We start from the raw sequence: 23,148 nt of genomic DNA on the forward strand, positions 1-23,148 counted from the left end.
CTGTTGGCGAATCCCGTCGTCGTCCGGTGAGGGGAGCGTTTCTCCCGACGTGACGCCGCTCATGCGGTGTTTCGCTGGGAGAAACGCTCCCATCATGGCGCCGGGACGGGTGCCTGGCGGGCGGCCGACGGGTTCGCCAACAGCATCTCGGCACCGTGCCGGGGGCCTCGGCCCGACGTCCCGTCCGTCCTTTCCCGCCGGGACGGCGTCTCGGCTCGTTCCGGAATTCCCGGCGGTGCCGTGGCGGGTGGGCTCCGCGAGGTGGGCGTCCAGCGGCTGAAGCCGCCCTGGCAGGGACTGGCGGAGGTCCCGCCACCGGATGGCCGCGATCTCGTCGCCGGGCTGGAGGAGCCGAGCGCCGCAGTCGTCCCACGCCGGTGTGCTGCGACCGCTGCCGCGCAATCGTGCCGCTCGGGCGGCAGCGGACTGCTCCATACGGCGGAATTCGTCCCTCCGGCGGCGCTGCCCGACGAGGCCGCGCTCCTGCGGCCGGGTCACCGTGGTGCGGCAGAGGACGCTGCTACGAAGGGAAGCACGGATGTCGAACACGAGTCGGACCTTGAGTCGGCGCGGTCTGCTCATAGCCGGTGGGGTCATGGCGTCCACAGCCGGCACCACTCGGACGTCCCGCGCTCTTACCGGGGGAGGGGACAGTCCGAGCGGCACCGGGGGAGGTGACGACGCCTGGCGGGGGAAAATCGATGTGCACCACCACTTCACCGCGCCGGAATGGGTGGACTGGGCGGAGCGCGAAGGGGTGGTGCGCCAGGAGGAGCTGCTGTGGTGGTCGCGCTGGGACGTGGACTCCACGCTCGCCCTCATGGACCGGGCGGGGATCGCGACCGCCGTTCTCAACCCCACCATGCAGGACCGGTACCGCTCCGCGGCGCAGGCCAGGGAGGGGCTGTCCGTCGTCTTCGAGGCGCTGGGCGACTTGATGGACGAACACCCGGGCCGTTTCGCCTTCCTCTGCCCCGCCCCCCTGGACCACCCCGAAGTCACCACGTGGGCGCTCCGACGCGCTTTCGACGAACTCGGTGCCGTCGGAGTGAGCGTGAAGGCGAGCCACAACGGTGTGTACCTGGGGGATCCCTCGTACGACCGCTTCCTCGCCGAAGTCGACGAGCGTTCCGGTGTTCTCTTCACCCACCCGCTCGATCTTCCGGGGAGACCACCGGGGGCGCCCACCGTTCCCGGCATCCCGAACTTCATGTGTGACTTCCTGCTGGACACCACGCGTGCCGCTGTGAACCTGCTCCGTACGGGAACGCTCGACCGGTACCCCCGCCTGTCCGTCGTCCTGCCGCACGCCGGCGGATTCCTTCCTCAGATCGCCACCCGGCTCGAGGCCTTCGGCGACTTCTGCACCCCACCCCTCGACGCGGCCCGCGTGCGGGACGGTCTCCGCCGTTTCTACTACGACACGGCGGGCCCCCTCGCTCCGGCGTGCACCTTGGTGGAGACGGCCGGTGCCGACCGGATCCTCTTCGGCACGGACTGGCCGGCCGCCTCCACCGAGATCATCACCGACTTCACGGTGCCGGCCGTCGAGGCCGACCACGCCTTCACCGAGCATCAGCGTCGCGGCATCTACCGCGACAACGCCCGGCGGCTCATGCCCGCGCTGAAGCGCGCCGACCACACCGACCGCCGGGGCAGGGACGGGTGAAGCACGTGTGGCGGACCGGGGACGGAGCCGGTTCGCTCCGGACGTCCCCGGTCGAGAGGCGAGGGCCGACGGGCGTACGGAGTCCTACCCGAGAGTGATCGCGTAGACCTGCACCCGCGGATCGTTCGGCAGGCCGACGGAACGCACCGTCTTCGACGCGTCGAGGTCCGCGGAGGCACCGAACAGCCGCACCGGCGGGCCGTCCACGCCCTGCCCGCGCTTGATCCGGTGCGGCATCTCCAGCGTCACGGAGCTGCCCTGCGGTGCCGCTCCCGCCCAGTCGCCCACGGCGACCGGCACCTCGGCGGTGGTTCCGTCGGTGTAGCGGACGGTGAGCACGGTCGTCACCGGGCCGTGGTGGGCCGCGGCGACCAGGCGCAGCGCGCTGTACGACCCGGCCGGGAGCAGCATGGCCTGACCGCGGGCCTCGACGAAGTTCGGGGCCGTCCCGGACGGATCGGGAGCGTCGTAGGTCACGCCGTCCCGGACGACCGGACCCGCCGCGGGCAGCAGATCACCGTCGTAGCTCCATCCCGCTCCGTCGAAGTCGCCCTCGCCGGAAGCCGCGACGGTCGCGGTACCGTCGTGGTTCACCTCCTCGCCGAGGTCCACGGCGCACTCCTCATCGACGCCCGCCGCGCAGCGGGCCGCGGCGCGCACCTCGATGGTCGCGGTCCGTTCCACGCTCTTCACACCCTTCGCGGTCGCCGTGATCCGCACGGTGTACGAACCCGGCGCGGTTCCGGCCGGCACGCTCACGTCCACCGCCGCGGTCCGCTGGACCGGAAGCCGGTGGGACGTGAGTGAGAAGGGCTCGGAGGTCTTCACGGTCCAGCCGCCGGGAGCCTTCGCGCCGACGCCCACCCGCAGCGTGCCGGGGGACTGGCCCAGCACGTCCAGCTTCAGACGGACGCTCTGCGCGCTGTCAGCCGTCGGCAGGACATCGGAGCCGGTGCGCAGTGACGCGTCGAGGTGTCGGCGGGAATCGGCTGCCGCGCGGTTCACGGACGGCGGCTCCGCGCCCCTGCCCGTACCCCACGCCGATGGCTTGTCGGCCATCTCGAAGGCCAGGTTCCCCCCCTTGGCGACCGCGTCCCAGTCCAGCCAGGTGGCGCGCAGGTTCTTCCCGCCGAACTCCGCCCGCTTCACGTAGCGTCGGGCGTCACTCGTACCCGGTGCCTTGACGGTCAGGGTGCCGCCTTGCTTGTCGCCGTAGGCGCCGATGCGAATGGCCGCCGACGGGAACTGCGGGCTGGAGACGGCGAGGAAGTCGCCGCCGTTCGTCGTCGGGTACAGGCCCAGGGAGGAGAAGACGTACCAGGCCGACATGGTGCCCAGGTCGTCATTGCCGGTCATGCCGTCGGGCCCGTCCGTGAAGAGCGTCATCGCGGCACGGACCACGGTGGCGGTCTTGGCGGGCGCGCCGGCCCACAGGTACATGTACGGGGAGTGCAGATCGGGCTCGTTGTTGGGGTTGTAGGTCGGCTTCCCGTAGTAGTCGTACGGTGCCGATATCCAGTCCTCGCGAGCGGTTCCGGCGGGGTCCGCGAGGAGCTCGTCGTAGGCGAAGAAGGCGTCGAGCCGCTTCTCGGTCTCCCGCTTGCCGCCCATCAGGGACACGAGCCCGGCCGGGTCCTGGGGCACCAGCCATTGATACTGGTAGGCGCCACCCTCATGGAACTGGTGGCCTGCCTCGACGGGGTCGTACGGCGTCAGCCAGGTGCCGTCGGTCGTGCGCGGCCGGAACTGCTTGATGGAGGAATCCCACAGGTTCCGGTACCACTGGCCGCGTGCCGCGAACATACGGGCGTCCGCGGTGTGCCCCAGTCCCTTGGCCATCAGGGCCAGTGAGGCGTCCGCCGCCGCGTACTCCAGGGTCGCCGAGGCGGGATGACGGCAGTCGTTGTCGCCGCCCTTGTCCGGACAGTCCTTGCCCGGTTCCAGCCCGCTGGGGATATAGCCGCGCTTCTGGTACTCGGCGACTCCCGCACGGCCGTTGTAGGGGGAGTCGTCCGGCGGCGTGCTGAGGGCGTTCTTCCGCAGGAGCGCGTACGCCTCCTTCTCGTGGCCCGCGAGCAGGCCCTTGGACCACGCCTCGACGAGGAAGGGGGTCACCGGGTCACCGGTCATGATGTTGGTCTCGCTGTTGGCGAGCGACCAGCGCGGCAGCCAGCCGCCGTCCCGTCCGATCGCGACGACCGACAGGGCGACATCGCGGGCGACCTTCGGCTGCAGCATCTGGAGCAGTTGGTTCTGCGGCCGATGGGTGTCCCACAGCGACAGGTTCTGGTAGGGCGTGAACCCGGACGCGGTATGGGTCTTCCCGTCGAAGCCCGCATACCGGCCGTCGACGTCTCCGGCGATGTTCGGGTGCAGTTGCGCGTGGTAGAGGGCCGTGTAGAACGCGCGTTGCCGCTCGGCGGACCCGCCGTCGATCGTGACGGCGGCGAGCTGCCGCTCCCAGGTCGCCTGCAGCGCCGCGCGGGTGGCGTCGAAGTCGTACGAGTCGTCCGTCTCCGCCTTCAGGTTCTTCCGGGCGCCCTCGATGCCCGTGTAGGAGAGCCCCACCTTGACGACGACGTCACGGTCGGCGTCGGCGTCGAAGGTCACCCAGGCGCCGTTCCCGCCCTCGCCGGCCGCGTCCCGCTCACCGGGGGCGGGGGTGGTGCCCCGCCAGGTGCCGTGCGAGGCGAACGGCCTGTCGAAGGTCGCGGTGAAGTAGACGGTGTGCCGGTCCTTGCCCGCGCAGAAGTTGCCCGCCTCGACACGGCCCTCGACCGTCCGGTCGCCGACGACATGCACCTCCGAGCTGTACACCTTCTGGTTGGCCTTGCCCGTGTTGAACAGGACGTTGGCACGGTCGGTCGAGGGGAAGGTGTAGCGCTGCCATCCCGTGCGGGGAGTGGCGGTGAGCTCGGCTTCGATGCCGTACGTCTTCAACCCGACGCGGTAGTAGCCGGGTTCGGCGTCCTCGTCGTCGTGCGAATAGGCCGAGCGGTAGGCATCGGGGTCGACGCTGCTCACCGCTCCGGTCGTCGGCATGAGCGGCAGCTCGCCCATGACGGAGCAGCCGACGCCGGAGAGGTGGGTCTGGCTGAACCCGTGGATCTTGTCCTGCTGGTAGTCGTAGCCTCCCTGGCCGCCGGTGTCCGGGCTGACCTGGACCATGCCGAAGGGGGCACTCGCGCCGGGAAAGGTGTTGCCGAAGTTCTGTGTGCCGATGAACGGGTTGACCAGGGAGGTGAGTCGGGGAGCGGCCGCAGGGGCCTGGGCGATGGCCGGCGCCGGGCCCAGGGCACCGCCGGCGACGAGCAGTGCGGCGAGGAGGGTCGATGCGCGGGTACGCCATCGGCGGAGGGGTCTGTGCATGGAAGAGGTCTCCTGTTCCTCACCTCTCATGTGCTGCGCGACATGAGAGGTGATCTCCAAGCGGCGGACGGGGTGGGCACATTCAACCGGTCATGGGCGCATGGGCGCACGGGAGAGGCGCACGCGACGGAGAACAACCCGGCCCGAGGGCCCGGCGCTCGTACGGTCACTTGGTGCCGTGCGTGGGCAGGCCGTGGTGTGCAGGTCATCGCGGTGAGCCTCCTCGCGCGGGGCGATCAGCGGCACTCGGCTGGATGGAAGCGGACTAGATCACGCGCCTGACATCGTTGTCAACAGTTTTGGCGCAGGCCGCCGCCGGGGCCGGAGCACCACCTGATCCGCGACGGCACAGCACCCCCGCGCGAGGTCGCGAGCCGAGCCCGGCGGCAGTCCCCCGCGTCTCACCGACGGCCCCGCACCGGCCCACCGGGGTAATCCGGTTTCTCAGGGGTACGTGTGTCCGGCGTTCCGTCGGCAATGAGCGCTGTACGGACTTCTTCTCGAAGCAGTGGGAGATGGAATGAGGCTCCGCGAGTCGGCCATGGCACTGGCCTCCCGGTGTTCCGCCGAAGTGCTGGGCGGGCGCTACCGCTTGGACGCACTCATCGGCTCGGGCGGTGCCGCCGACGTCCACCGCGGCCACGACCTGCGGCTGAGGCGACCGGTAGCGGTGAAGGTCTTCCGGCCCGGCGCCGATCTCGACATGGAGGAACGCTTCCGGAGCGAAGCGGTCATCCTGGCCCGGCTGCAGCACCCCGGGGTGGTCACCGCCTACGACACCGGACGGCACAACGACCGTGCCTACCTGGTCATGCAGCTCGTCGAGGGCCCCACGCTCAAAGACCGCATCACCGAAGGTGCCCTGACCGCCGAAGAGACGGCCGCGCTCGGCGCCGGCCTCGCCGAGGCCCTGGCCCACGCGCATGACGCGGGGATCGTTCACCGTGACGTGAAGCCGTCCAACATCATCCTGGACGAGTCCGGTCGTCCCCACCTGACCGACTTCGGTATCTCCCGGCTGCTCGACGCCACCTCCCGTACCGCCACCGGCACACTCATCGGCACAGCCGCGTATCTGTCCCCCGAGCAAGTACTCGGCCGGTCCGTCGGCCTGCCCGCCGACGTCTACGCACTCGGTCTCGTACTCCTCGAATGCCTCACGGGCAGGCTCGAGTACGACGGCGGTCCCCTGGAAGCCGCGATCGCGCGCCTCCACCGCCCGCCCGTACTGCCCGGCTCCCTGACGGAGGACTTCGCGGCGCTGCTGCGGAGCATGACCGCCCTGAACGAGTGGGAGCGCCCACCGGCCCGTGCGTGCGCCCGGATGCTGACCGCCCTGGCCGGCACGGCGGACTCCGTGTCCGTCCCGGCCGCGAACCCCACCGCGAGCGTCGTGCCGGGTCGGGAACCGGTGCGGGACGCCGAGCCCACGCACCGGAGCCCGTCGCCCGCCGGCCGCCCGGCCGGGCCGAGAGCCGGAACCGCACGGCGTCGCACCTTGGCCGCCGGCGGAACCACCGCCCTCGCCGCCGTCCTGACCGCCGTCCTCGCCGTCTCCGACGGCCCCTGGCAGCAGGGAAGCGGCGAGCAGGCGCCCCGGGCGGCCGGCAGCCCCTCCGTGCCGGCCGACCCTCCGCACACCGACACCCGGAGGAGTGACACGACACCCGGGGCTCCGTCGTCCTCCGTCCCCGGCCCCACGGCCGAGCCGCTCCGTGACGCCGCCCCCGCCCCGGCCGGCCCGAGCAGCCGCGACCCGGCCACCGGCGCAGCCGCACACGGCACCGTGGCCCCGGCACCCCGCTCCGGCGCGGGCGGCACCGCGCGCGCTCTGCCCGCGGACCCCTCCGTCACGGGTGAGCGGACCGGGACGAGAACACCCGGCGAACGGGCCGACAGGCCCGGATCCGCCGGGAAGAACCAGAAGAAGGCACGGAAGAACGACATGAAGCAGTAGGTGGACGAGGCCGGGGCTCGTCACACGAAGCGGAGGATGCCGCACCGGTGAAGTCGGTGGACGTGGTGGCACGGAACCCGGAGAAGCGGTTCTCGGCCAACCAGGTGTCGTTCCCGGACGACGCGGTCCACGCGACGGTCGAGCGGGCCGCCCACGCGCCGGCGTACGTCGTGGTCACCGACCGCCGCTTCACCGGCCTCTGCCCCCGCGGCTGCGCGGCACCCGCTCAGATCAGTTCGGGTTGCGGCTCCGGTTGCCGCGCCGGTGCGGTCCTCGGCTCCCACCGTGCGGTGGTCCATACGTAACCGTGGATCACCGAGACCGTCGCCAGCACCAGCAGCGGTCCGGCCATCCAAGGATGCTCGGCCATCGTCAGCGGCAGGAACCGGTAGGACAGCAGGAGCGCGGTGAACACCGTCGCGCCGTAGGCGGCCAGCCGGATCCCCGAGCGGTCCCAGCCGCGGTCGTACGAGCGCAGGGCCGCCTCGATCGTGAGGGTGAACACCACGCCGGCGAGGAGGTCCGCGCCGTAGTGGTAGCCGAATCCCAGGGTCGCGGCGAGCGTGGCGATCAGCCAGAACGTTCCCGCGAACCGCAGGACGCGGGGGCCCTTGCGGGAGTGGACGAAGATCGCGGTGGCCCACGCCGTGTGCAGGCTGGGCATGCAGTTGCGCGGGGTGATCCCGTCGAACGGCATGGGGTGCGGGGTACCGGCCGGCGGCAGTGTCTGCGGCCACAGGTCGCCCACGGCCCAGGGCTCGCTGGGCGGCATGTCCGGTGCCCACAGGCTGACCGCCGCCCAGTGCTCGGCGCCCGTGCCGTAGGCGAAGATCGGCCCGACCACCGGGAAGATCATGTAGAAGGCGGGCCCGACGAGGCCGATGACCAGGAACGTGCGGACCAGGTGGTGGCGTGGGAAGCGGCGCTCGACCGCCACGTGGCGCAGTTGGTACAGCGCGGCGACGACCGCGGCCACCGCGAGATTGCCGTAGACGAAGTCGAGGAAGTTGAAGCCGACGGGACCGGTGGCCGTCACGATGCGGCCCACCAGCCACGACGGGTCGCCCAGCGCGTGATCGGCGGTGGCCACGTACTGGTCGAGCACCGCCGGGCGGGTCTTCGAGGTGATGAGCAGCCAGGTGTCACCGGTCTTGCGGCCCGCCACCAGCAGCAGAGCCAGTCCGACGCCTTTCAGGAGCAGGACCCGTTCCCGGCCGGTGCGGCGGGTGACGGCGACGACCGCACCGCCCAGAATCACCCACAGGGCGCCGTTGCCGAAGGGGTGGCCGCCGTTCGTCTCGGCGTCGAGCGCCCACCGGACCACCAGGAAGGCGACGTCGATGCCGATCGCCGCACCCACCGCGACGAGCCGTTCCCGCCAGGTGAGCACCACCATCATCAACGCCATGGCGGCGTACAGCAGGCCGCCCGACTTGGGGGCGTACGCCACCTCCCGCACCTGGTTGGTGATCGGCCCCGGCAGACCGTAGTGACGCGCGGCGAACTCCAGCGCGGCGAGGAACCCGAGGGTCACGGCACCCGCCGCGATCCAGAGGGCCGTCCGCGGTCGGCTTCCCACGGAGAACGCGGTTCTCCGGTTCGTTCGCGGAAAGTTCTGCGGTGGTATGTGTTTCACTTTTAGCTGCTTTGTTAGATGTTGGTCATGTCAGGGCGGGTTCCGTCCGTCACCTTCCGGCCGGAGCCGCCTTCCCCCTCGCGAAGGGCGGCCCGTCCTCGCGAAGTGCGGCCCGTCGGAGCAAGACGGAAGGATCGCGGTCCGGGTTCCGGCGGCAGTCCGGCCGCCGCTGTTCTCCGCGCCGCCGGCCGCCCGCACCGCGGTGGGACGGACGTCGTCGCGGGCGACGCCTGCGTCGCGGCGGCGGTGACGTCAAGGGGCCCGCTCGGTGGGCGTACGGGGATCGCCGGGTACCGGCCGGGGCACGGCAACGAGGCCGTCGTGCAAGGAGCACCGGCCTCGTGCCACCCACTGCCGGGGCGGGCCCGGTCGAGGTGCGCGCAGACACGATGCGGTCACTCCGCCGGCGTTCCCGCCGCGTCGCCCCAAGCCCCGAGACACCTCACGCCCCCTCGATCCGTCCCTGCGCCTCACCCGTGCCCCCGGTGTGCCCCAGTCTTTCGGGCCGAGCGAAGCACAGCGAATCCGAGCAGGTCAATAGCCGTGCGGGCGCGCAAGTGCCGTCGCTTCCCGGGCTGCGGCGGGAGAAGGAGCCGACATACCGGGCGGTCGATGCGAAGTGCCGTGCCCGGCCGCTCCTCGGGGCGGCGGGCCGCGTGGTCGCGCTGGGGCGTGTGCGCACGGTGCCGGGGCGCCGGCCTGTCCGGGGTGCGCCGTCGCACTCCTCGAGAGACAGTAGCCATAGCTATAATAGCTATGTACTCTATTTGCATGATCGAGGGTCCACCGGGTGCCACGCCCGGCTTTCTGGTATGGCGGCTCGCCAACAAGTGGCGTGTCGCGGTTGACCGCGCGGTGGCTCCGCTGGGCCTCACGCACGCGCAGTACTCACTGGTCGCGTCGCTGCACGGCATGCAGCGCGCCGGTGAGCGGCCCAGCCAGCGCCGACTCGCCGACCACACCGGCCTGGAGGCGCTGTACGTCTCGAAACTGGCGCGCGCCCTGGAGTCGGCCGGCCTGATCGAGCGCGCCCGCGATCCCCGCGATCCGCGCGCCGTACAGCTCGCCCTCACCGAGCAGGGCCAGGCCGTCACACGGCAGGCCATCGCGGTGGTCCAGGAACTGCTTCAGCAGTTGCTGGAACCGCTCGGCGGCCTCGCCGCCTCGAGGACACGCGCGTTCACCGATGAGCTGACGACCCTGCTCGACGCGCCTCTCGCACCATCCGTACCGAACGACGAGAGCACTCAGGGGACAACACCATGACCACCACCGCACCTGCCGCCGACTCCCGCGCCCTCGGCCTGGCCCACTACGCCGCCCGCGGCGTCCTGGAATACGTCCTGGCCCGGCACGGCATCACGTTCCAGCAGCAGATCGCCCTGCGTGCCGCCGTCACCGCCGGCGCCCCGCAGACGCCGGACGATCTCGTCGCCCAGATCCGGGATTCCCTCAAGGCCGGTCCGGCCGGCATCCGCGCCACTCTCGACGAACTGCTCGCCGAGCAACTGCTGGCCGTGGACGGTGCGCACCTTCGCCCCACGGACGCGGGACGCGCGCTGATCGACGCCGTCGGCGCGGAGACCGCCCCCCTCAGCGCACGCATCTGGGGCGGGATACCCCCCGAGGACCTGGCGGCCGCCGGCCGCGTTCTCGCCCTGGTCACCGAGCGCGCCGGCGCGGAGCTTGCTGCGCTGACCGACTGACCGACCGGGCCGATCGGGGTCCGTCGCGACCGTGCCGGCCACCGCGCGGTCGAGACGGCCGTGGCGCCCGCGGCGCCGTCTTCCGCACCGACAGGGGCGCCCGGTGCAGCGCGGCCGCCTTCGCCACCGGAAATCAACGTCGGTGGAAGGCCCGCGGACTTTCCGGCGGCAGTGTGCCGTGACCACATCGCTGGTTAGGGTGGCGGGCAGAGACTGATACCGATGCCCTTGGCCAGGGCGATGGACGGGCCGGCGAGTTCAGGGCTGCACAGGCTGACGGCTCCCGTGCGGGCCGGGTCGGGCATGACGGGGGGAGTGGCTCGTTGGTGGGGAGTCGGCGCCGGCAGGAACCGAAGGCCACGTCGACCGGCGTCAGTGGCGTCGGATCGCTCCTGACGATCACGGCCGTGCCGGCGGGCGGCAGCGGGCGGTTCTCGGGGGCGCGGCATCACGGCAGCGGCGGGTGACGTGGCGTCGGCCTCCGACGGGAGGGGGAGGCGCACCGCATCCGTCGGACAGTCCGAGACGGTGTCCGGGCCTCCGTGCGACCGGCCGGTCGGCGCCCGCGGTGCTGCCCCTGTCGCTGCGCGTGTGGCTCGGGCCGATCGCGGTCCTCGCCGCGCTGGTGGTCGTCGTGCTCGGGGTCCTGTATGCCGACGACAGCAAGCCCGGCACGGCGGATGCGCGGATCCGGGCGGCGGTGGAGGGGGTGGGACCGCAGGTGCGGTACGCCGCTCTGGCCACGGACTTCCTGGGGGAGCCCGTGGGAGCGGCGACGCTGGTCGCGGCCGCCGTGACGGGCTGCCTGCTGCTCCGGCGTCCTCGCGCGGCGGTGCTCGTCGTCGCCGGCTCCGGCACGGCCGTGGGGACGACGAAGCTGCTCAAACCCCTGGTGGGACGCACCATCCACGACGGGCACCTGTCCTATCCGAGTGGGCACACCGCCTTCCTCACCGCGTTCGCCCTCGTGGTGGCGCTGCTCGCGACCGGCCGGCTCGGCCTCGGCGCGGCGGCCGGCACGTCACTCGTGCTCGCCGCGGCGCTGGTCGCCGGCGTCGCCATGGGATGGGCGCAGGTCGCCCTGGGCGCGCACTACCCGACCGACGCCCTCGGCGGCTGGTGCACCGCGCTGGCGGTGATACCGGCGACCGCGTGGCTGGTCGACCGGACGGCCGACCGGACGGCCGACGCCGGTCGGCGGGAGCGTCGCTGACGTCATGTCACGTCACGCCAAGCGGCGGAACACGGGCTTCACCGGCCGTCCGCCCAGCCAGGGGGTGGGGTCGGCGGCGTCCAGTGCCTTCCGGTACACCGCGCACGCCTGGGCCACCACGTCGACGGTGTGATCGATGTCGGCGTCGCTGAGCGCGCTGCTCACCACGAACGAGGGGGCCAGCACCCCGCCCGCGAGGAGCCGGCGCAGGAACAGGGTGCGGTACTCCTGCGACGGCTGCCGGTTCTCGTCGAGGGTGGCGAAGACCAGGTTGCTGGCCCGTCCCCGGACGACGAGGTGGTCGCCGACGCCCATGCCGGCCGCGGCCTCGCGGACGCCGGCGGCCAGCCTTTCGCCGAGGGCGTGCAGCCGCGCGGTGACGCCCTCCTCGACGTAGGCGGTCTGCACGGCCATCGCGGCTGCCAGGGAGTGCGTTTCCGCACCGTGCGTCGTGGACAGCAGGAACACCCGGTCACCGGCGTGACGCAGCCCGCCCCGCTCCATCAGATCGCGGCGCCCGGCCAGCGCGGAGACGGCGAATCCGTTGCCCAGCGCCTTGCCGAACGTGGAGAGGTCGGGGACGACGCCGTACAGGCCCTGGGCGCCCGCCTCGGACCAGCGGAAGCCGGTGATCATCTCATCGAAGATCAGTACGCAGCCGTGCCGGTCGGCCAGCTCGCGCAGGCCGGTGAGGTACCCGGGCGGCGGCTCGGTGTGGGTGGCGGGTTCGAGGATCAGGCAGGCGACCTCGTCCCGGTGGCGGTTCAGCAGCTCCTCCGCGGCGGCCAGGTCTCCGTAGGGGAAGGCGACGGTGAGGTCGGTGGTCGCCGCCGGAATGCCCGCGGACATCGGCGTGGTGCCGATGAACCAGTCGTCGACGGAGAAGAACGGATGGTCGGCGCAGAGGGCCACCCGCGGGCGCCCGGTGGCGGCGCGGGCGAGGCGCACCGCGGCGGTGGTGGCGTCGGAGCCGTTCTTCGCGAACTTCACCATCTCGGCGGTCGGCACCGTGGCCAGGAAGCGTTCCGCGGCTTCGACCTCCACGACGGACGGCCGGACGAAGTTGCCGCCGCGGTCCAGTTGCCGTCGCACCGCCTCGGTCACGCGCGGGTGGGCGTGGCCGAGACTGACCGACCGCAGGCCGGAACCGTACTCGACGTAGCGGTTGCCGTCGATGTCCCACACATGGGCACCGCGGCCGTGGCTGATGACCGGGGCCAGGTTCTCGGGGTACTGGTCGTCGCCCTTGGCGTAGGTGTGCGCGCCCCCGGGGATCAGGGCGTGCAGCCGCTCGTTGGCCGTCCGCGACCGGGGCAGTTCGAACTCTTCGGTGTCCACGGCGGCCTCAACTCTCCCTGTGCTTCAGGACCTCGGCCAGGCTCGGCGCCTCCCGGTCCCGCCCGGACATCGAGGTGACCGGCAGCGGCCAGGGAATGGCGAGCTCCGGGTCGTCGAAGGCGATCGTCACGTCCTCGGCCGGATCGTGCGGGCGGTCGATCCGGTACGAGGTGTCGGCGGTGTCCGTCAGCGCCTGGAAGCCGTGCGCGCATCCCGCCGGGATGTACAGGGTCGCCTGCGTCTCGCCGGACAGCTCGAAGAAGGCCCGGCCCAGGTAGGTCGGGGAGTCCGGCCGCAGGTCCACGACGACGTCGAAGACCCTCCCGTACGAGCACCGCACCAGCTTGGCCTCGCCGGCGCCGGAGCGCAGGTGCAGGCCGCGCAGCACGCCCCGGACCGAGCGGGACAGGCTGTCCTGGACGAAGGCGTCCGGGTCGAGGCCGACCGAGCGGACCACGCCGGCGTCGAAGGTGCGGCAGAAGAAGCCGCGCTCGTCGGTGTACGGCGTCGGCTCGAACAGGTACGCGCCCGCGATCTCCGGGACTTCGGTCGCCTTCATCGGGTCTCCCGCAGGGTGTGGGTGTGATCGGCCACCGGGAACAGGGCCGCGGTCAAGGCGGCGAACTGGTCCTCGACGCGCCGGGCGACGACCAGGTTCCGCTCGGAGAGGGTCCGCCGCAGCTGAGCCGATCGCCGCTCCAGCTCGCGGAACTGCTCGAGCAGCCGGTCGGCGTCGACCTCGCGGGCCGGGTGGCAGTGCGCGCCAAGACCCATCTCGGCCATGAGCGTGTCGCTCTTCGCCGAATAGCTGAGCGCGAGCGTCGGCGTGCCGGCCTTCAGCGCGCAGATCAGGTTGTGGTACCGGGTCGCCACCACGGTGTCGGCGGCCGCCATCTCCTTCATCAGGTCGGCCGGCGAAGCCGTCTCGGCGGCGGTGACCAGCGGCGAGTCCACCGCGTCGAGGATCGCGTCGACCACCGGCCGGTCGAGCTCGTCGCCGGTGAGCAGCCGGACCGGCCTGCCGTCCTCGACCAGCGCGCGGACGAAACGGGTCGTCCCGTCGAGGTAGCGCCGGCGGATCTCCCCGGCCCGGGCGCGGTCGTCGTTGCTCCCGTGGAAGTCCATGACGCCGACGCAGACCAGACCGGGCGGGCCCGCGGACTCGCCCGCCGGCGGCGTCGGCAGGGCGAACACGAGGTCCGCGTAGACCTCGTCGCGCGCGGTGTCCACGCCCATCGCCCGCATCGCGTCGCGGGACACGGCGTCCCGGTACGACCGGTACGCGGCCAGCCGCGTCGACCAGCGCGTCAGAACCCGGGTCGGCCGGTTGCCGATCACCCCGGCGCCGACGCTGACGAGCGCGACCCGGGTGCGCAGCAGCCGGCCGGTCGCGCAGAGCAGGAACAGCGAGTACGGGAAGCCCCACGGCCGCAGCGGCAGCGTGGTCTCCAGGACGCCCATGCCCGGCACGATCACCACGTCGTGCCGGCGCACCCAGGCGGCGGTGCGGACGGCGTCGACGAGTTTGCCCAGACCCTTCGCCGCGATCGCGCCCGCACGGGACGCGGTCCGGTACTCCCCGCGGTACCAGTGCAGCCGTGTCGCGGGGATCCCGTACCGGGCCGTGACGACCTCGGGCCCGCCGCACAGCGCGTCCACGACCGCCTCCGGGTGCTCGGCGCGGAGGTGGCCGAGCACGGCCTCGAGCGACCCGTCGTTGCCGACGTTGCCGGAGCCGAGCAGGCCGAACACCCCTACACGCAGGGACTTCACGCGCGCCTCCCCTCACGGCCGGCGACGAGGGCGTCGACGGAGACGCTGAGCCGGTCCGGGTCGGCCGGGGCGCGGTCCTCGACCCGCTCGCCGGCGCCCGGCCGGGCCCGGCTGGTCATCCACGCGGCCAGGTGGCGGTAGCAGGCGCGCCGGTCGGCGGGGGAGAGCGGCGCCCGCCGGATCGCCGCGACGAAGCCCCAGACGTACTCGGCGAGCAGCCGGGGCGTCGGGTGCAGCGGGCCCGCCCGGCGCGGGTCCAGGTTGACGCACCGGGAACGCTTGGAGGGGTTCGCCCGCTCGGCGCGGGTGGGGTGGTCGCGGCGGAAGTACAGCAGTTCCGGCACCTGGTGGAAGGGGCCGTGCAGGGTGATCTCGGCGACGAACACGCGGTCCGCGTGGTGGTAGCTGTCGTGCGGCTTCACCCGGCGGAGCACGTCGGCCCGCATCACTCCGTAGAAGTCGTCGCCGCCGGGCTCGAACAGCAGGCTGCGGAAACGCTCCGGCGCGTGCGGCGAGTCGGTGGCGAGCCCGTACGCGTACGGGACCTTCACCTTGCCGTCGCCGTCGATGACCGCCTGGCCGCTGTGTGCGAGGATCACGTCCGGCCGTTCGTCCAGCGCCTCGACGCAAGCCCGCAGCAGGTCACGGGCGTACAGGTCGTCGTGCGAGGCCCACTTGAACAGCTCGCCGCGGCACTCGGTGAAGACGTGGTTGTGGTTCGGCGCGGCGCCGATGTTCCGGGGCAGCCGGATGTACCGGATGCGGGAGTCCCGCGCGGCGTACTTCCGGCAGATGTCCCGGGTCCCGTCGGTCGAGGCGTTGTCGGAGACGACCAGCTCGAAGTCCTCGTAGGTCTGGCCGAGCAGGGCGTCGAGCGCCTCGGCGAGGTACTCCTCGCCGTTGTACACGGGCAGGCCGATGCTCAGCCGGGGATGGGTGGTCACGGTGTCCTCACTTCGGGGATGGGGTGGTGGTGCTCGCGCAGGGCGGACCGCAGCTGGAGCCACCACACGGCCGAGCCGCAGGCGGCCGCGGCGGCGACGCCCCAGGCCGAGCCGATGGTGCCGGCCACGACCGCTCCGCCGATGCCGCCGATGACGTAGCAGGCGGAGGCGAACAGCTGGCAGCGCAGGCTGCGCCGGGCCGCGGCGAGCGCGCGGAGCCCGGCCGCCGCGCCGGTGCCGAGGCCGGCGCCCGCGACGCCGAGCGTGACCGGCACGATGAGCTCCGAGGCGGAGCTCCAGACGTCACCGAGAACGAGCTCGCCGAGCCGGTCCGGCACCAGCAGCAGTGCCGCGCCCCACAGCAGCGCGCCGACGGCCTGCCCGCCGCCGAGGAGGAGACAGAACGTCCCGAGCCGCCGCGGGGCCTGCCGCAGCACCCGCGCCGCCTCGGCGACGGTGACCAGCGACAGCCCCATCAGCACGGCGAGGAACGGGCCGAGCAGGAGCTCCGCGCCCCGGATCACACCCACCGCGCCGACCCCGACGATCGCGCCCAGCCCGTACGCCCGCAACTGGCTCGCGCCGCTGACGCCGACGTTCTCGACCAGGTACCGGTGGCCGAGGTCGCGGTGGTCGCGATGCCACTCGCGCGCTCCGGCCGGACGGGGCCGGATGCCGGACTGGAGACAGCCGTACCCCGCGGCCACCGCGGCGGACCCGCCCCAGGCGAGGAGGAAAGCGGTCACGGTGCCCACGTGGGCCGCCACCACCATGGCCGGGACGAGCGCGACGCCCCACACGACGTCGTTGACGAACGCCTTCCGGCCGGCGCCGGCGGCGAAGAACGCGTACCGCCAGGCGTCCTGCAGCAGCAGCCCCGGCAGCATGACGCCGAGGCCGGCGAACGCGGGCCCCAGGTCACCGCCGATGCTCAGCCCGGCGACCAGACACGCCGCGCCGATGACGACACCGACGCCGAGTGCGGTACCCGACGACCGGGCCACCGCCCCGCGCCAGGACACCTCCGGCACGCCGCTGAAGCGCACCACGAGCGGGTCGGTGGCCAGCCCGCGGGAGACGTTGAGCACCACGCCGTAGGTCACCCAGGCCAGGCTGAACACACCGAACGCGGTCAGCCCCAGCGAGCGTGCCACGTAGATGCCCACCACGAAGTTGGACAGGCTGGAGGCCGCCTGGTCGGCCAGTCCCCAGGACAGCCGCCCGGCGACGGCCCGCCGGGCGGACCGGGTCGGAGTCCTCGTCTCCTTCTCGGTGGGCATCGGCGTCACGCCTTGATCAGCCCGGCGCCGTGCAGGGCGTCGGCCGCGGCGGCGACGGTGTCGAACGGCAGCCCGGACCGCTCGGCGACGTCCAGCAGAGCGTGCTCGCCGTCGGAGAGACTGAGCACCCAGAGCATGGCCATCTGGGCCTGCTTCGCGTCGCTGCGGCCGCCGAGCGAGTCGTACAACCCCCGCCGCCCGAGCTGTGGTTCGCCGTAGGGGCTGAGGTTGACGTACCGCCGGTTGCGGTCGAGGACGCCGAACGCCTCGCGGCAGACGGCGAGCGTGTCCGCCATCGCCTGAGGAGAGACGAAGTCCAGGTTGTCCGCCGAGGTGTGGTACTCGGGGTAGCCGGCGTACGGGGTCCGGCTGAGCGAGCCCACGCCGAGGTCGAACCCGGGCGAGCAGAACTGCCGCTCGTCGTAGCCGTACGGGGTGAACTCGGTGACACTGTGCGGGCGTTCGGAGGCGGCCAGCACGTGCCGCAGCACCCGGTCGATCTCCGCGTCGCCGCGCCTGCTCTGCTTGTACGTCAATTGGCCCGGGTCGCCGGCGCAGGCCAGCACAAGGCCGTGCTTGACCCGTTCCACCCGCTCCCTGTTGCGGGCCAGCCAGGTGATCGCCCCGATGGTGCCGGGCGCGAAGATGAACCGGTAGGTGTAATAGGGCGTCCGTTCCGCCAGTGCCCGGGCCAGGAAGACCGCCACCGCGATGCCGGCCAGGTTGTCGTTGGCCAGCGACGGGTGGCAGACGTGACAGGAGACGATCACCTCGTCGGGGACCTGCCCGGGGACCACGTGCTCGGCGTAGGTGAGGTGGCCGTCCGCGAGTGTGGAGTCGATGCGCACCTCGTACTCGCCGTCCGGCAGCGCGTCCAGGGTCTCCTGAGCCAGGCAGAATCCCCATTCCGGCCGGTAGTAGCTGGTGCGGTACGGCACCCAGGACGGGTGGTCCGGCAGGGTGTGCAGATGTCCGCGCAGTTCGGCCAGCGGCATGGTCGCCGACACCGGCACGCTGTAGCCGAGCACGTGCAGGCTGGACGCGGCGAAGTCGACGACCCGCCGGCCGGCGGCGTCGGCGACGTACGCGTCCCGGATGTTCCACTCCTGCGGCACCGTCCAGTCGAGCACCCGCGTCCCGGTCGGCACCTCGTGCACCCGCAGCGGGACGTACTCGCCGACGATCTCCAGGGTGGCGCGCACACCGTCGCCGGTGATGCTCCGGCACAGCGGGTACAACCGCTCCACCAGGGTGTACATCTCCTCACCGACCTCGGTCACCGGCGCCACCGCAGGGTGCCGTCGACCGAGCCGGCGTCGGAGGCCGCGCGCAGCACGGCGAGGCGGGTGAAGCGTCGCTCGAAGTCCTCCCGGGTCAGCCCGTGTTTCCGGTAGGCGTCGGCGAGTTCGAGCGCGCCCTGCTTCACCGTCCACTCGCAGTCGAAGCCGGGTATCGCGGCGCGGAACCGGGAGAAGTCCACCCGGTACGACCGCGGATCGGCACCGGTCTCCCCGGTGATCACCACCTTCGAGCCGGACACCGCCTCGGCGACCTGCCCGGCGATCTCGGCGACCGTGACGTTGTTGGTCTCGCTGCCGATGTTGAACGCCCGGTCGTGCACCGCCTCCCGCGGCGCGGTCAGCGCGGCCGTGAAGGCCCGTGCGATGTCGGCGGCGTGCACCAGCGGGCGCCAGGGGGTGCCGTCGGAGAGCACCAGGACCTCGCCGGACAACAGCGCGTGGCCCACCAGGTTGTTGAGCACGATGTCGGCGCGCAGCCGGGGGGAGTGGCCGAAGGCGGTGGCGTTGCGCATGTACACCGGGCTGAAGTCGCCGTCGCAGAGCGCGTGCAGGTCGTCCTCCACCCGCACCTTGGACTCCGCGTACGGCGTCACCGGGCGCAGCGGGGCGTCCTCGCCCACCAGGTCGTCGCCGCCGGCGGCGCCGTAGACCGAGCAGGTCGACGCGTACAGGAAGCGCTGGACCCCGGCGTCTCGGGCCAGCCGGGCCAGCCGTACGGACGCGTGGTGGTTGATGTCGTAGGTGAGTTCCGGCGCCAGCGACCCCAGCGGGTCGTTGGACAGGGCGGCCAGGTGGATCACGGCGTCCACCCCGGCCACGTGGTCGGCCGTGACGTCGCGCAGGTCCACCCGATGCCCCGGCGGGTCCGCGGGCGCCGGGCCGAGGACGCAGTCGGCGAACAGGCCGGCGTCCAGGCCGACGACCTCGTGTCCGGCGGCCGTGAGGACCGGGGCCATCACGGTGCCCAGGTAGCCCTGGTGTCCGGTCAGCAGTACGCGCAAGGTTCAATCCCCCAGGTCGAGAGTGAGTTTGGTGACGGCGAACGCCTCGGCGTAACGCGCGTGGCATTCGATGCCGCGGATCCGGGCCAGGCCGAGGAAGGCCTCCCGGTCGTACCAGGGCCGGTGCCGCTGCGAGGGGTAGTGCTCCTGCAGCAGCCGCACCTTCCGTTCGGCGATCTCCGGCGACAGCGGCTGGTACGCCGCCATACGGCCGAGATCACCGTCCCACTTGACGATCTCGTAGCCGAGCACGAGATGGTCGCGGAACGCTGTGGACACCAGCTGCGCCAGGCCGCGGTGGTCCTGGTGCGCGTCATCGGTGCGCGGGGCCAGCACGAGATCCGGCTCGGTCCGCCCGCGCAGCTCCTCGACCGCGGCCTTGGCCTCCTCCCAGTGCGCCGGCATCCGGCCGTCCGGGAGCTTGAGCACGGTCGGCCGCAGGTCGGCGCCCGGGCAGAAGGCGGCGAGCGCGGCCCGCTCCTCCTGTTCCCGCTCGCCGCCGCCGCCGGAGAGCACCAGCGCGTCGACGCGGATGCCCGGCCGCGCGAGGCACATCGTGAGCAGTGTGCCGCCGGCGCCGATGGCGATGTCGTCGCAGTGCGCGCCCATGGCGACGATCCGGTCCAGGCGCCCGGCCCCGAGCCGGATCACGCGGTCCCCGCCCCGGCACGCGCCCTCGCGCCGTCCCGTTCCCACACGGCCCACGGACGGTCGCCCCGGGCGTATGCCCCGTCGAGCGCGGCCCGCTCCTTCACGGTGTCGGTCGGCTTCCAGAAGCCGCGGTGCCGGTGTGCCACCAGCCTGCCCCGCTTGGCCAGTTGGGTGCACCCGTCGGCGACCAGGTCCCCGTTCTCCGGGATGTGGTCGAAGACCTCCTGGCGGAGCACGAAGTAGCCGCCGTTCTCCCACAGCGGCAGGTCGCTCACCGCGGTGATGCCCCCCACCAGGCCGTCCTCGCCCAGATCCACGCAGTGGAACGAGGACTGCGGCGGCACCACCATCATCGACGCGCCGGCGTCGCGCCGGGCGAACTTCTCGATCATCTCCGGCAGCGGGGCGTCGGTGAGCACGTCGGCGTAGTTGGCGAGGAACATCTCGTCGCCGTCCAGGTGGTGCCGCACCCGGCGCAGCCGCTCCCCGATCGGTGACTCGATGCCGGTCTGCGCGAACGTGATCGTCCAGTCCGCGATGTCGGTGGACAGCAGCTCGGTCCGCCCGCCCCGCAGCACGAAGTCGTTGGACGTCGTCTCCTCGTAGTTGAGGAAGAAGTCCTTGATGTGGTGCGCCCCGTAGCCGAGGCACAGGATGAACTCCGTGTGCCCGAAGTGCGCGTAGTAGCGCATCACGTGCCAGATCAGCGGCCGAGGCCCGACCATCGCCATCGGCTTGGGCACGTCGTCCGCGGTTCCGCTCCGCATCCGCATCCCGTAACCGCCGCAGAACAGTACGACCTTCATCGCTCGACCTCGACAATGCTCAGTTCCGGTATGGGGAAGACCAGCCGGCCGCCCCACTCGTGCACGAAGGACAGTTGCTCGACCAGCTCGGCCCGCAGGTTCCACGGCAGGACGAGGACGTAGTCCGGCCGGTCGGCGGCGATCCGCTCGGGCGCCAGGACCGGGATGCGGGTGCCCGGGGTGAACCTGCCGTGCTTGTAGGGGTTGCGGTCGACCGTGTACGGGAGCAGGTCGGGCCGGATGCCGCAGTGGTTGAGCAGGGTGTTGCCCTTGCCCGGGGCGCCGTAGCCGACCACCGTCTCGCCGCGCTCGGCCGCCTCGATGAGGAACCGCAGCAGGTCCCGGCGCACCTTGGCCACCCGGGCGGAGAACTCGGCGTACCCGGACAGCTCCTGCAGCCCGGCGGCCTTCTCTCGGGCCAGCACGTCGGCCACCCGCCGGGCCGGCTCGCCGGCCACCTCGGCCGGCCGGGCCCACAGCCGGACGGAGCCGCCGTGCGTGGGCAGCAGCTCGACGTCCACGAGCGCGAGTCCGCCGCTCGCCAGCGCCCGGGTCGCGGAGGCGACCGTGTAGTACTGGAAGTGCTCGTGGTAGATCGTGTCGTACTGGTTCTCCTCGATCAGGGTCAGCAGGTGCTGCACCTCGATGGAGACCCAGCCGTCGTCGGCGACCAGGGCGCGCAGGCCCCGGGTGAACCCGACCACGTCGGGGATGTGCGCGTACACGTTGTTGGCCACGACCAGGTCCGCCGGGCCGTGTTCGGCGCGGACGGCCGAGCCGGTGTCCGGGCTCAGGAATTCCGTGAGCGTGGGCACACCCGCCTCGCGCGCCGCGGCGCCGACGTTCACCGACGGCTCGATGCCCAGGCAGCGGATGCCCCGGTCCACCACATGTCTCAGCAGGTACCCGTCGTTGCTCGCGACCTCGACCACGAAGGCGTCGGGGCCGAGCCCCACCCGCGCCGCGGCGCCGGCGACGAACGTGCGCGCGTGCTCCACCCAGGAGGTGGAGTAGGAGGAGAAGTACGCGTACTCCTTGAACGTCTCCTCCGGCGTGATCAGCGGAGGGATCTGCGCGAGCCAGCAGTCGGTGCAGACCCGCAGGTGCAGCGGGTACGCCGGCTCCGGCCGGTCCAGTTGGTCCGCGGCGAGGAAGCTCTCGCACGGCGGGGTCGCCCCGAGATCGACGACGCTCTCCAGCGCCGCCGAGCCGCAGAGTCGGCATCGTGTCATGTACTGCCCCCATCCCGCCCGCGCGGGTGTCCCCGCCGCGAGCCCGTGTGTTCGTCCCCTGCCGGCGGCGGGCCGTCCCCGCCGCCGGACCGGCCCGCGATCGCGGTGCGGTACCCCTCCACCAGGCGCTCAAGGCCGACGGCCGGGCTGAACCCCTGCTCGTAACGGCGCCGGGCCGCCTCACCCATCTCCCGGCCCAGGGCCGGACCGGCCGCGATCCGGCGTATGCAGGACGCGAGCGAGGCGGCATCGCCCGGCCGGTGCAGCAGCCCGGTCCTTTCGTCCTCGACGAGTTCGACGAAGGCGCCGTGGCCGGCGGCGACGACCGGGACCCCCGCCGCCATCGCCTCCACGACCACCAGACCGAACGCCTCCAGCCATGTCGAGGGGGCCACCACGGCGACCGACCGCGCGACGGCCTGCCGGCATTCCGCGGTGTCGTACAGGCCGACGTACCGCACGTCGTCCCGGCCCGCCGCCCAGGCGGTCACCTCCCTCTCCAGCGGCCCCGCGCCGGCGATCACGAGCGGCACGCCCACGCCGCCGCCGGCGGCGAGCTCGTCCCACGCGGCCATCAGCAGCCGTACGCCCTTGGCCTCCGCGAGCCGGCCGAGGTACAGCAGATGCTCGCCGTCGCCCGCCCGGCGGACCTCCGGGTCGGGCACGAAGTTGTGCTTCACCCCCAGCCGTTCGGCCGGCATGCCGGCCCGCACCAGGACGTCGCGCTGCGCCGCGGAGATGCAGAAGAACCGCTCCACGCCGGACCACCACCGCCGCCGGTTGACCGACAGGCTGACCGCGAGCGGCACCGTCGCCAGCCGGGAGCCGCGGTAGCAGCCGTGCCGGACGGCGGGCAGCGGCGCCGACCCGACGCACTCGGTGCACGGCCGGCCGTTCCGCTGAAGCGTGCCCGGCGGGCAGACCTGGGTGTAGTTGTGCAGCGTGGCGACGGCGGGCACGCCGGCGTCGGCGCAGGCGGCCAGCACCGCCGGCGACAGCAGCGGGAAGACGTTGTGGACGTGCACCACGTCCGGCCGCTCGGCGCGCAGCCGGGCGGCGAGCTCCGCGCGGACCGCCGGGTTCCACGGCACGAGGAGCGGCAGCGCGGCCTTGGCCGGCAGGGACCGGGCGGCGATGTCGTCGCTGCGCCGCTCGAACACCTCGACCCGGTGGCCGGCCCCGCGCAGCAGCGCCACCTCCTGGTCGACGACCTTGTTCTCCCCGCTCGGCTGCGCCGAGGCGTAGCGGTTGTGCACCACGAGGACGTGCATG

General features: G+C 72.6%; 18 protein-coding genes. 5 read left to right on the plus strand and 13 right to left on the minus strand.

Annotation, left to right across the window (positions count from 1 at the left end; all coding sequences use genetic code 11):
- The first annotated feature begins 595 nt into the window (after positions 1 to 595).
- Positions 596 to 1,669 (plus strand): amidohydrolase family protein, encoded by a 1,074-nt coding sequence (locus tag ACFXAE_RS04560; RefSeq protein WP_384707831.1) that lies wholly within the window; start codon positions 596 to 598, stop codon positions 1,667 to 1,669.
- A gap of 84 nt (positions 1,670 to 1,753) precedes the next feature.
- On the opposite strand, the gene ACFXAE_RS04565 is transcribed toward ACFXAE_RS04560, so the two are convergent.
- Entirely contained in the window at positions 1,754 to 5,038 is a 3,285-nt protein-coding gene (locus tag ACFXAE_RS04565; RefSeq protein WP_384707834.1) for a GH92 family glycosyl hydrolase, read from the minus strand.
- A 520-nt stretch (positions 5,039 to 5,558) separates the two neighbouring features.
- Between ACFXAE_RS04565 and ACFXAE_RS04570 the strand changes: the two genes are divergently transcribed.
- Positions 5,559 to 6,995 carry a protein kinase gene (locus tag ACFXAE_RS04570; RefSeq protein ID WP_384707836.1) on the plus strand — a complete coding sequence of 479 codons (1,437 nt, stop codon included), beginning with the start codon at positions 5,559 to 5,561 and terminating at the stop codon, positions 6,993 to 6,995.
- A gap of 226 nt (positions 6,996 to 7,221) precedes the next feature.
- Here ACFXAE_RS04570 and ACFXAE_RS04575 read toward each other — a convergent pair whose 3' ends face one another.
- Positions 7,222 to 8,574 (minus strand): phosphatase PAP2 family protein, encoded by a 1,353-nt coding sequence (locus ACFXAE_RS04575; protein WP_384707839.1) that lies wholly within the window; start codon positions 8,572 to 8,574, stop codon positions 7,222 to 7,224.
- A gap of 828 nt (positions 8,575 to 9,402) precedes the next feature.
- Between ACFXAE_RS04575 and ACFXAE_RS04580 the strand changes: the two genes are divergently transcribed.
- The 3 genes from ACFXAE_RS04580 (at position 9,403) to ACFXAE_RS04590 (ending at position 11,550) form a co-directional block, all read left to right on the plus strand.
- Positions 9,403 to 9,897, plus strand: coding sequence for a MarR family winged helix-turn-helix transcriptional regulator (locus ACFXAE_RS04580; protein WP_384707842.1), 495 nt, complete (start codon positions 9,403 to 9,405; stop codon positions 9,895 to 9,897).
- Entirely contained in the window at positions 9,894 to 10,337 is a 444-nt protein-coding gene (locus ACFXAE_RS04585) for a MarR family transcriptional regulator (protein WP_384707845.1), read from the plus strand. Before ACFXAE_RS04580 ends, ACFXAE_RS04585 begins: the two co-directional genes overlap by 4 nt.
- 568 nt (positions 10,338 to 10,905) lie before the next feature.
- Positions 10,906 to 11,550: a phosphatase PAP2 family protein gene (locus ACFXAE_RS04590; RefSeq protein ID WP_384707848.1), complete on the plus strand. Its 645-nt coding sequence runs from the start codon at positions 10,906 to 10,908 to the stop codon at positions 11,548 to 11,550.
- 12 nt (positions 11,551 to 11,562) lie between these two features.
- On the opposite strand, the gene ACFXAE_RS04595 is transcribed toward ACFXAE_RS04590, so the two are convergent.
- From ACFXAE_RS04595 to ACFXAE_RS04645, 11 genes are read right to left on the minus strand one after another with little or no spacing between them, the layout of a single operon-like run.
- A complete protein-coding gene (locus tag ACFXAE_RS04595) occupies positions 11,563 to 12,888 on the minus strand; it encodes a glutamate-1-semialdehyde 2,1-aminomutase (RefSeq protein WP_384707851.1) in 1,326 nt (441 codons plus the stop codon).
- A gap of 7 nt (positions 12,889 to 12,895) precedes the next feature.
- Entirely contained in the window at positions 12,896 to 13,447 is a 552-nt protein-coding gene (locus tag ACFXAE_RS04600) for a dTDP-4-dehydrorhamnose 3,5-epimerase family protein (RefSeq protein ID WP_384707854.1), read from the minus strand.
- Positions 13,444 to 14,661 (minus strand): polysaccharide pyruvyl transferase family protein, encoded by a 1,218-nt coding sequence (locus ACFXAE_RS04605; RefSeq protein ID WP_384707857.1) that lies wholly within the window; start codon positions 14,659 to 14,661, stop codon positions 13,444 to 13,446. Before ACFXAE_RS04605 ends, ACFXAE_RS04600 begins: the two co-directional genes overlap by 4 nt.
- On the minus strand, positions 14,658 to 15,605 hold the full coding sequence (locus ACFXAE_RS04610; RefSeq protein ID WP_384707860.1) for a glycosyltransferase family 2 protein: 948 nt from the start codon (positions 15,603 to 15,605) through the stop codon (positions 14,658 to 14,660). Before ACFXAE_RS04610 ends, ACFXAE_RS04605 begins: the two co-directional genes overlap by 4 nt.
- A complete protein-coding gene (locus tag ACFXAE_RS04615; protein ID WP_384707862.1) occupies positions 15,602 to 16,885 on the minus strand; it encodes a hypothetical protein in 1,284 nt (427 codons plus the stop codon). The genes ACFXAE_RS04610 and ACFXAE_RS04615 overlap by 4 nt, the downstream gene beginning before the upstream one ends.
- A gap of 5 nt (positions 16,886 to 16,890) precedes the next feature.
- On the minus strand, positions 16,891 to 18,174 hold the full coding sequence (locus ACFXAE_RS04620) for a DUF4910 domain-containing protein (RefSeq protein WP_384707865.1): 1,284 nt from the start codon (positions 18,172 to 18,174) through the stop codon (positions 16,891 to 16,893).
- Positions 18,162 to 19,187 (minus strand): NAD-dependent epimerase/dehydratase family protein, encoded by a 1,026-nt coding sequence (locus ACFXAE_RS04625; protein ID WP_384707868.1) that lies wholly within the window; start codon positions 19,185 to 19,187, stop codon positions 18,162 to 18,164. The genes ACFXAE_RS04620 and ACFXAE_RS04625 overlap by 13 nt, the downstream gene beginning before the upstream one ends.
- 3 nt (positions 19,188 to 19,190) lie before the next feature.
- Positions 19,191 to 19,838 carry a PIG-L deacetylase family protein gene (locus tag ACFXAE_RS04630; RefSeq protein WP_384707871.1) on the minus strand — a complete coding sequence of 216 codons (648 nt, stop codon included), beginning with the start codon at positions 19,836 to 19,838 and terminating at the stop codon, positions 19,191 to 19,193.
- Positions 19,835 to 20,644: a glucose-1-phosphate cytidylyltransferase gene (locus tag ACFXAE_RS04635; protein ID WP_384707874.1), complete on the minus strand. Its 810-nt coding sequence runs from the start codon at positions 20,642 to 20,644 to the stop codon at positions 19,835 to 19,837. The genes ACFXAE_RS04630 and ACFXAE_RS04635 overlap by 4 nt, the downstream gene beginning before the upstream one ends.
- Complete coding sequence (locus ACFXAE_RS04640; RefSeq protein ID WP_384707877.1) at positions 20,641 to 21,876, minus strand: methyltransferase domain-containing protein; 1,236 nt, start codon at positions 21,874 to 21,876, stop codon at positions 20,641 to 20,643. Before ACFXAE_RS04640 ends, ACFXAE_RS04635 begins: the two co-directional genes overlap by 4 nt.
- Entirely contained in the window at positions 21,873 to 23,147 is a 1,275-nt protein-coding gene (locus ACFXAE_RS04645; protein ID WP_384707880.1) for a glycosyltransferase, read from the minus strand. The genes ACFXAE_RS04640 and ACFXAE_RS04645 overlap by 4 nt, the downstream gene beginning before the upstream one ends.
- Position 23,148 lies beyond the last annotated feature (1 nt).

This window comes from Streptomyces sp. NPDC059454 (assembly GCF_042749965.1).
Classification (GTDB): Bacteria; Actinomycetota; Actinomycetes; order Streptomycetales; family Streptomycetaceae; genus Streptomyces.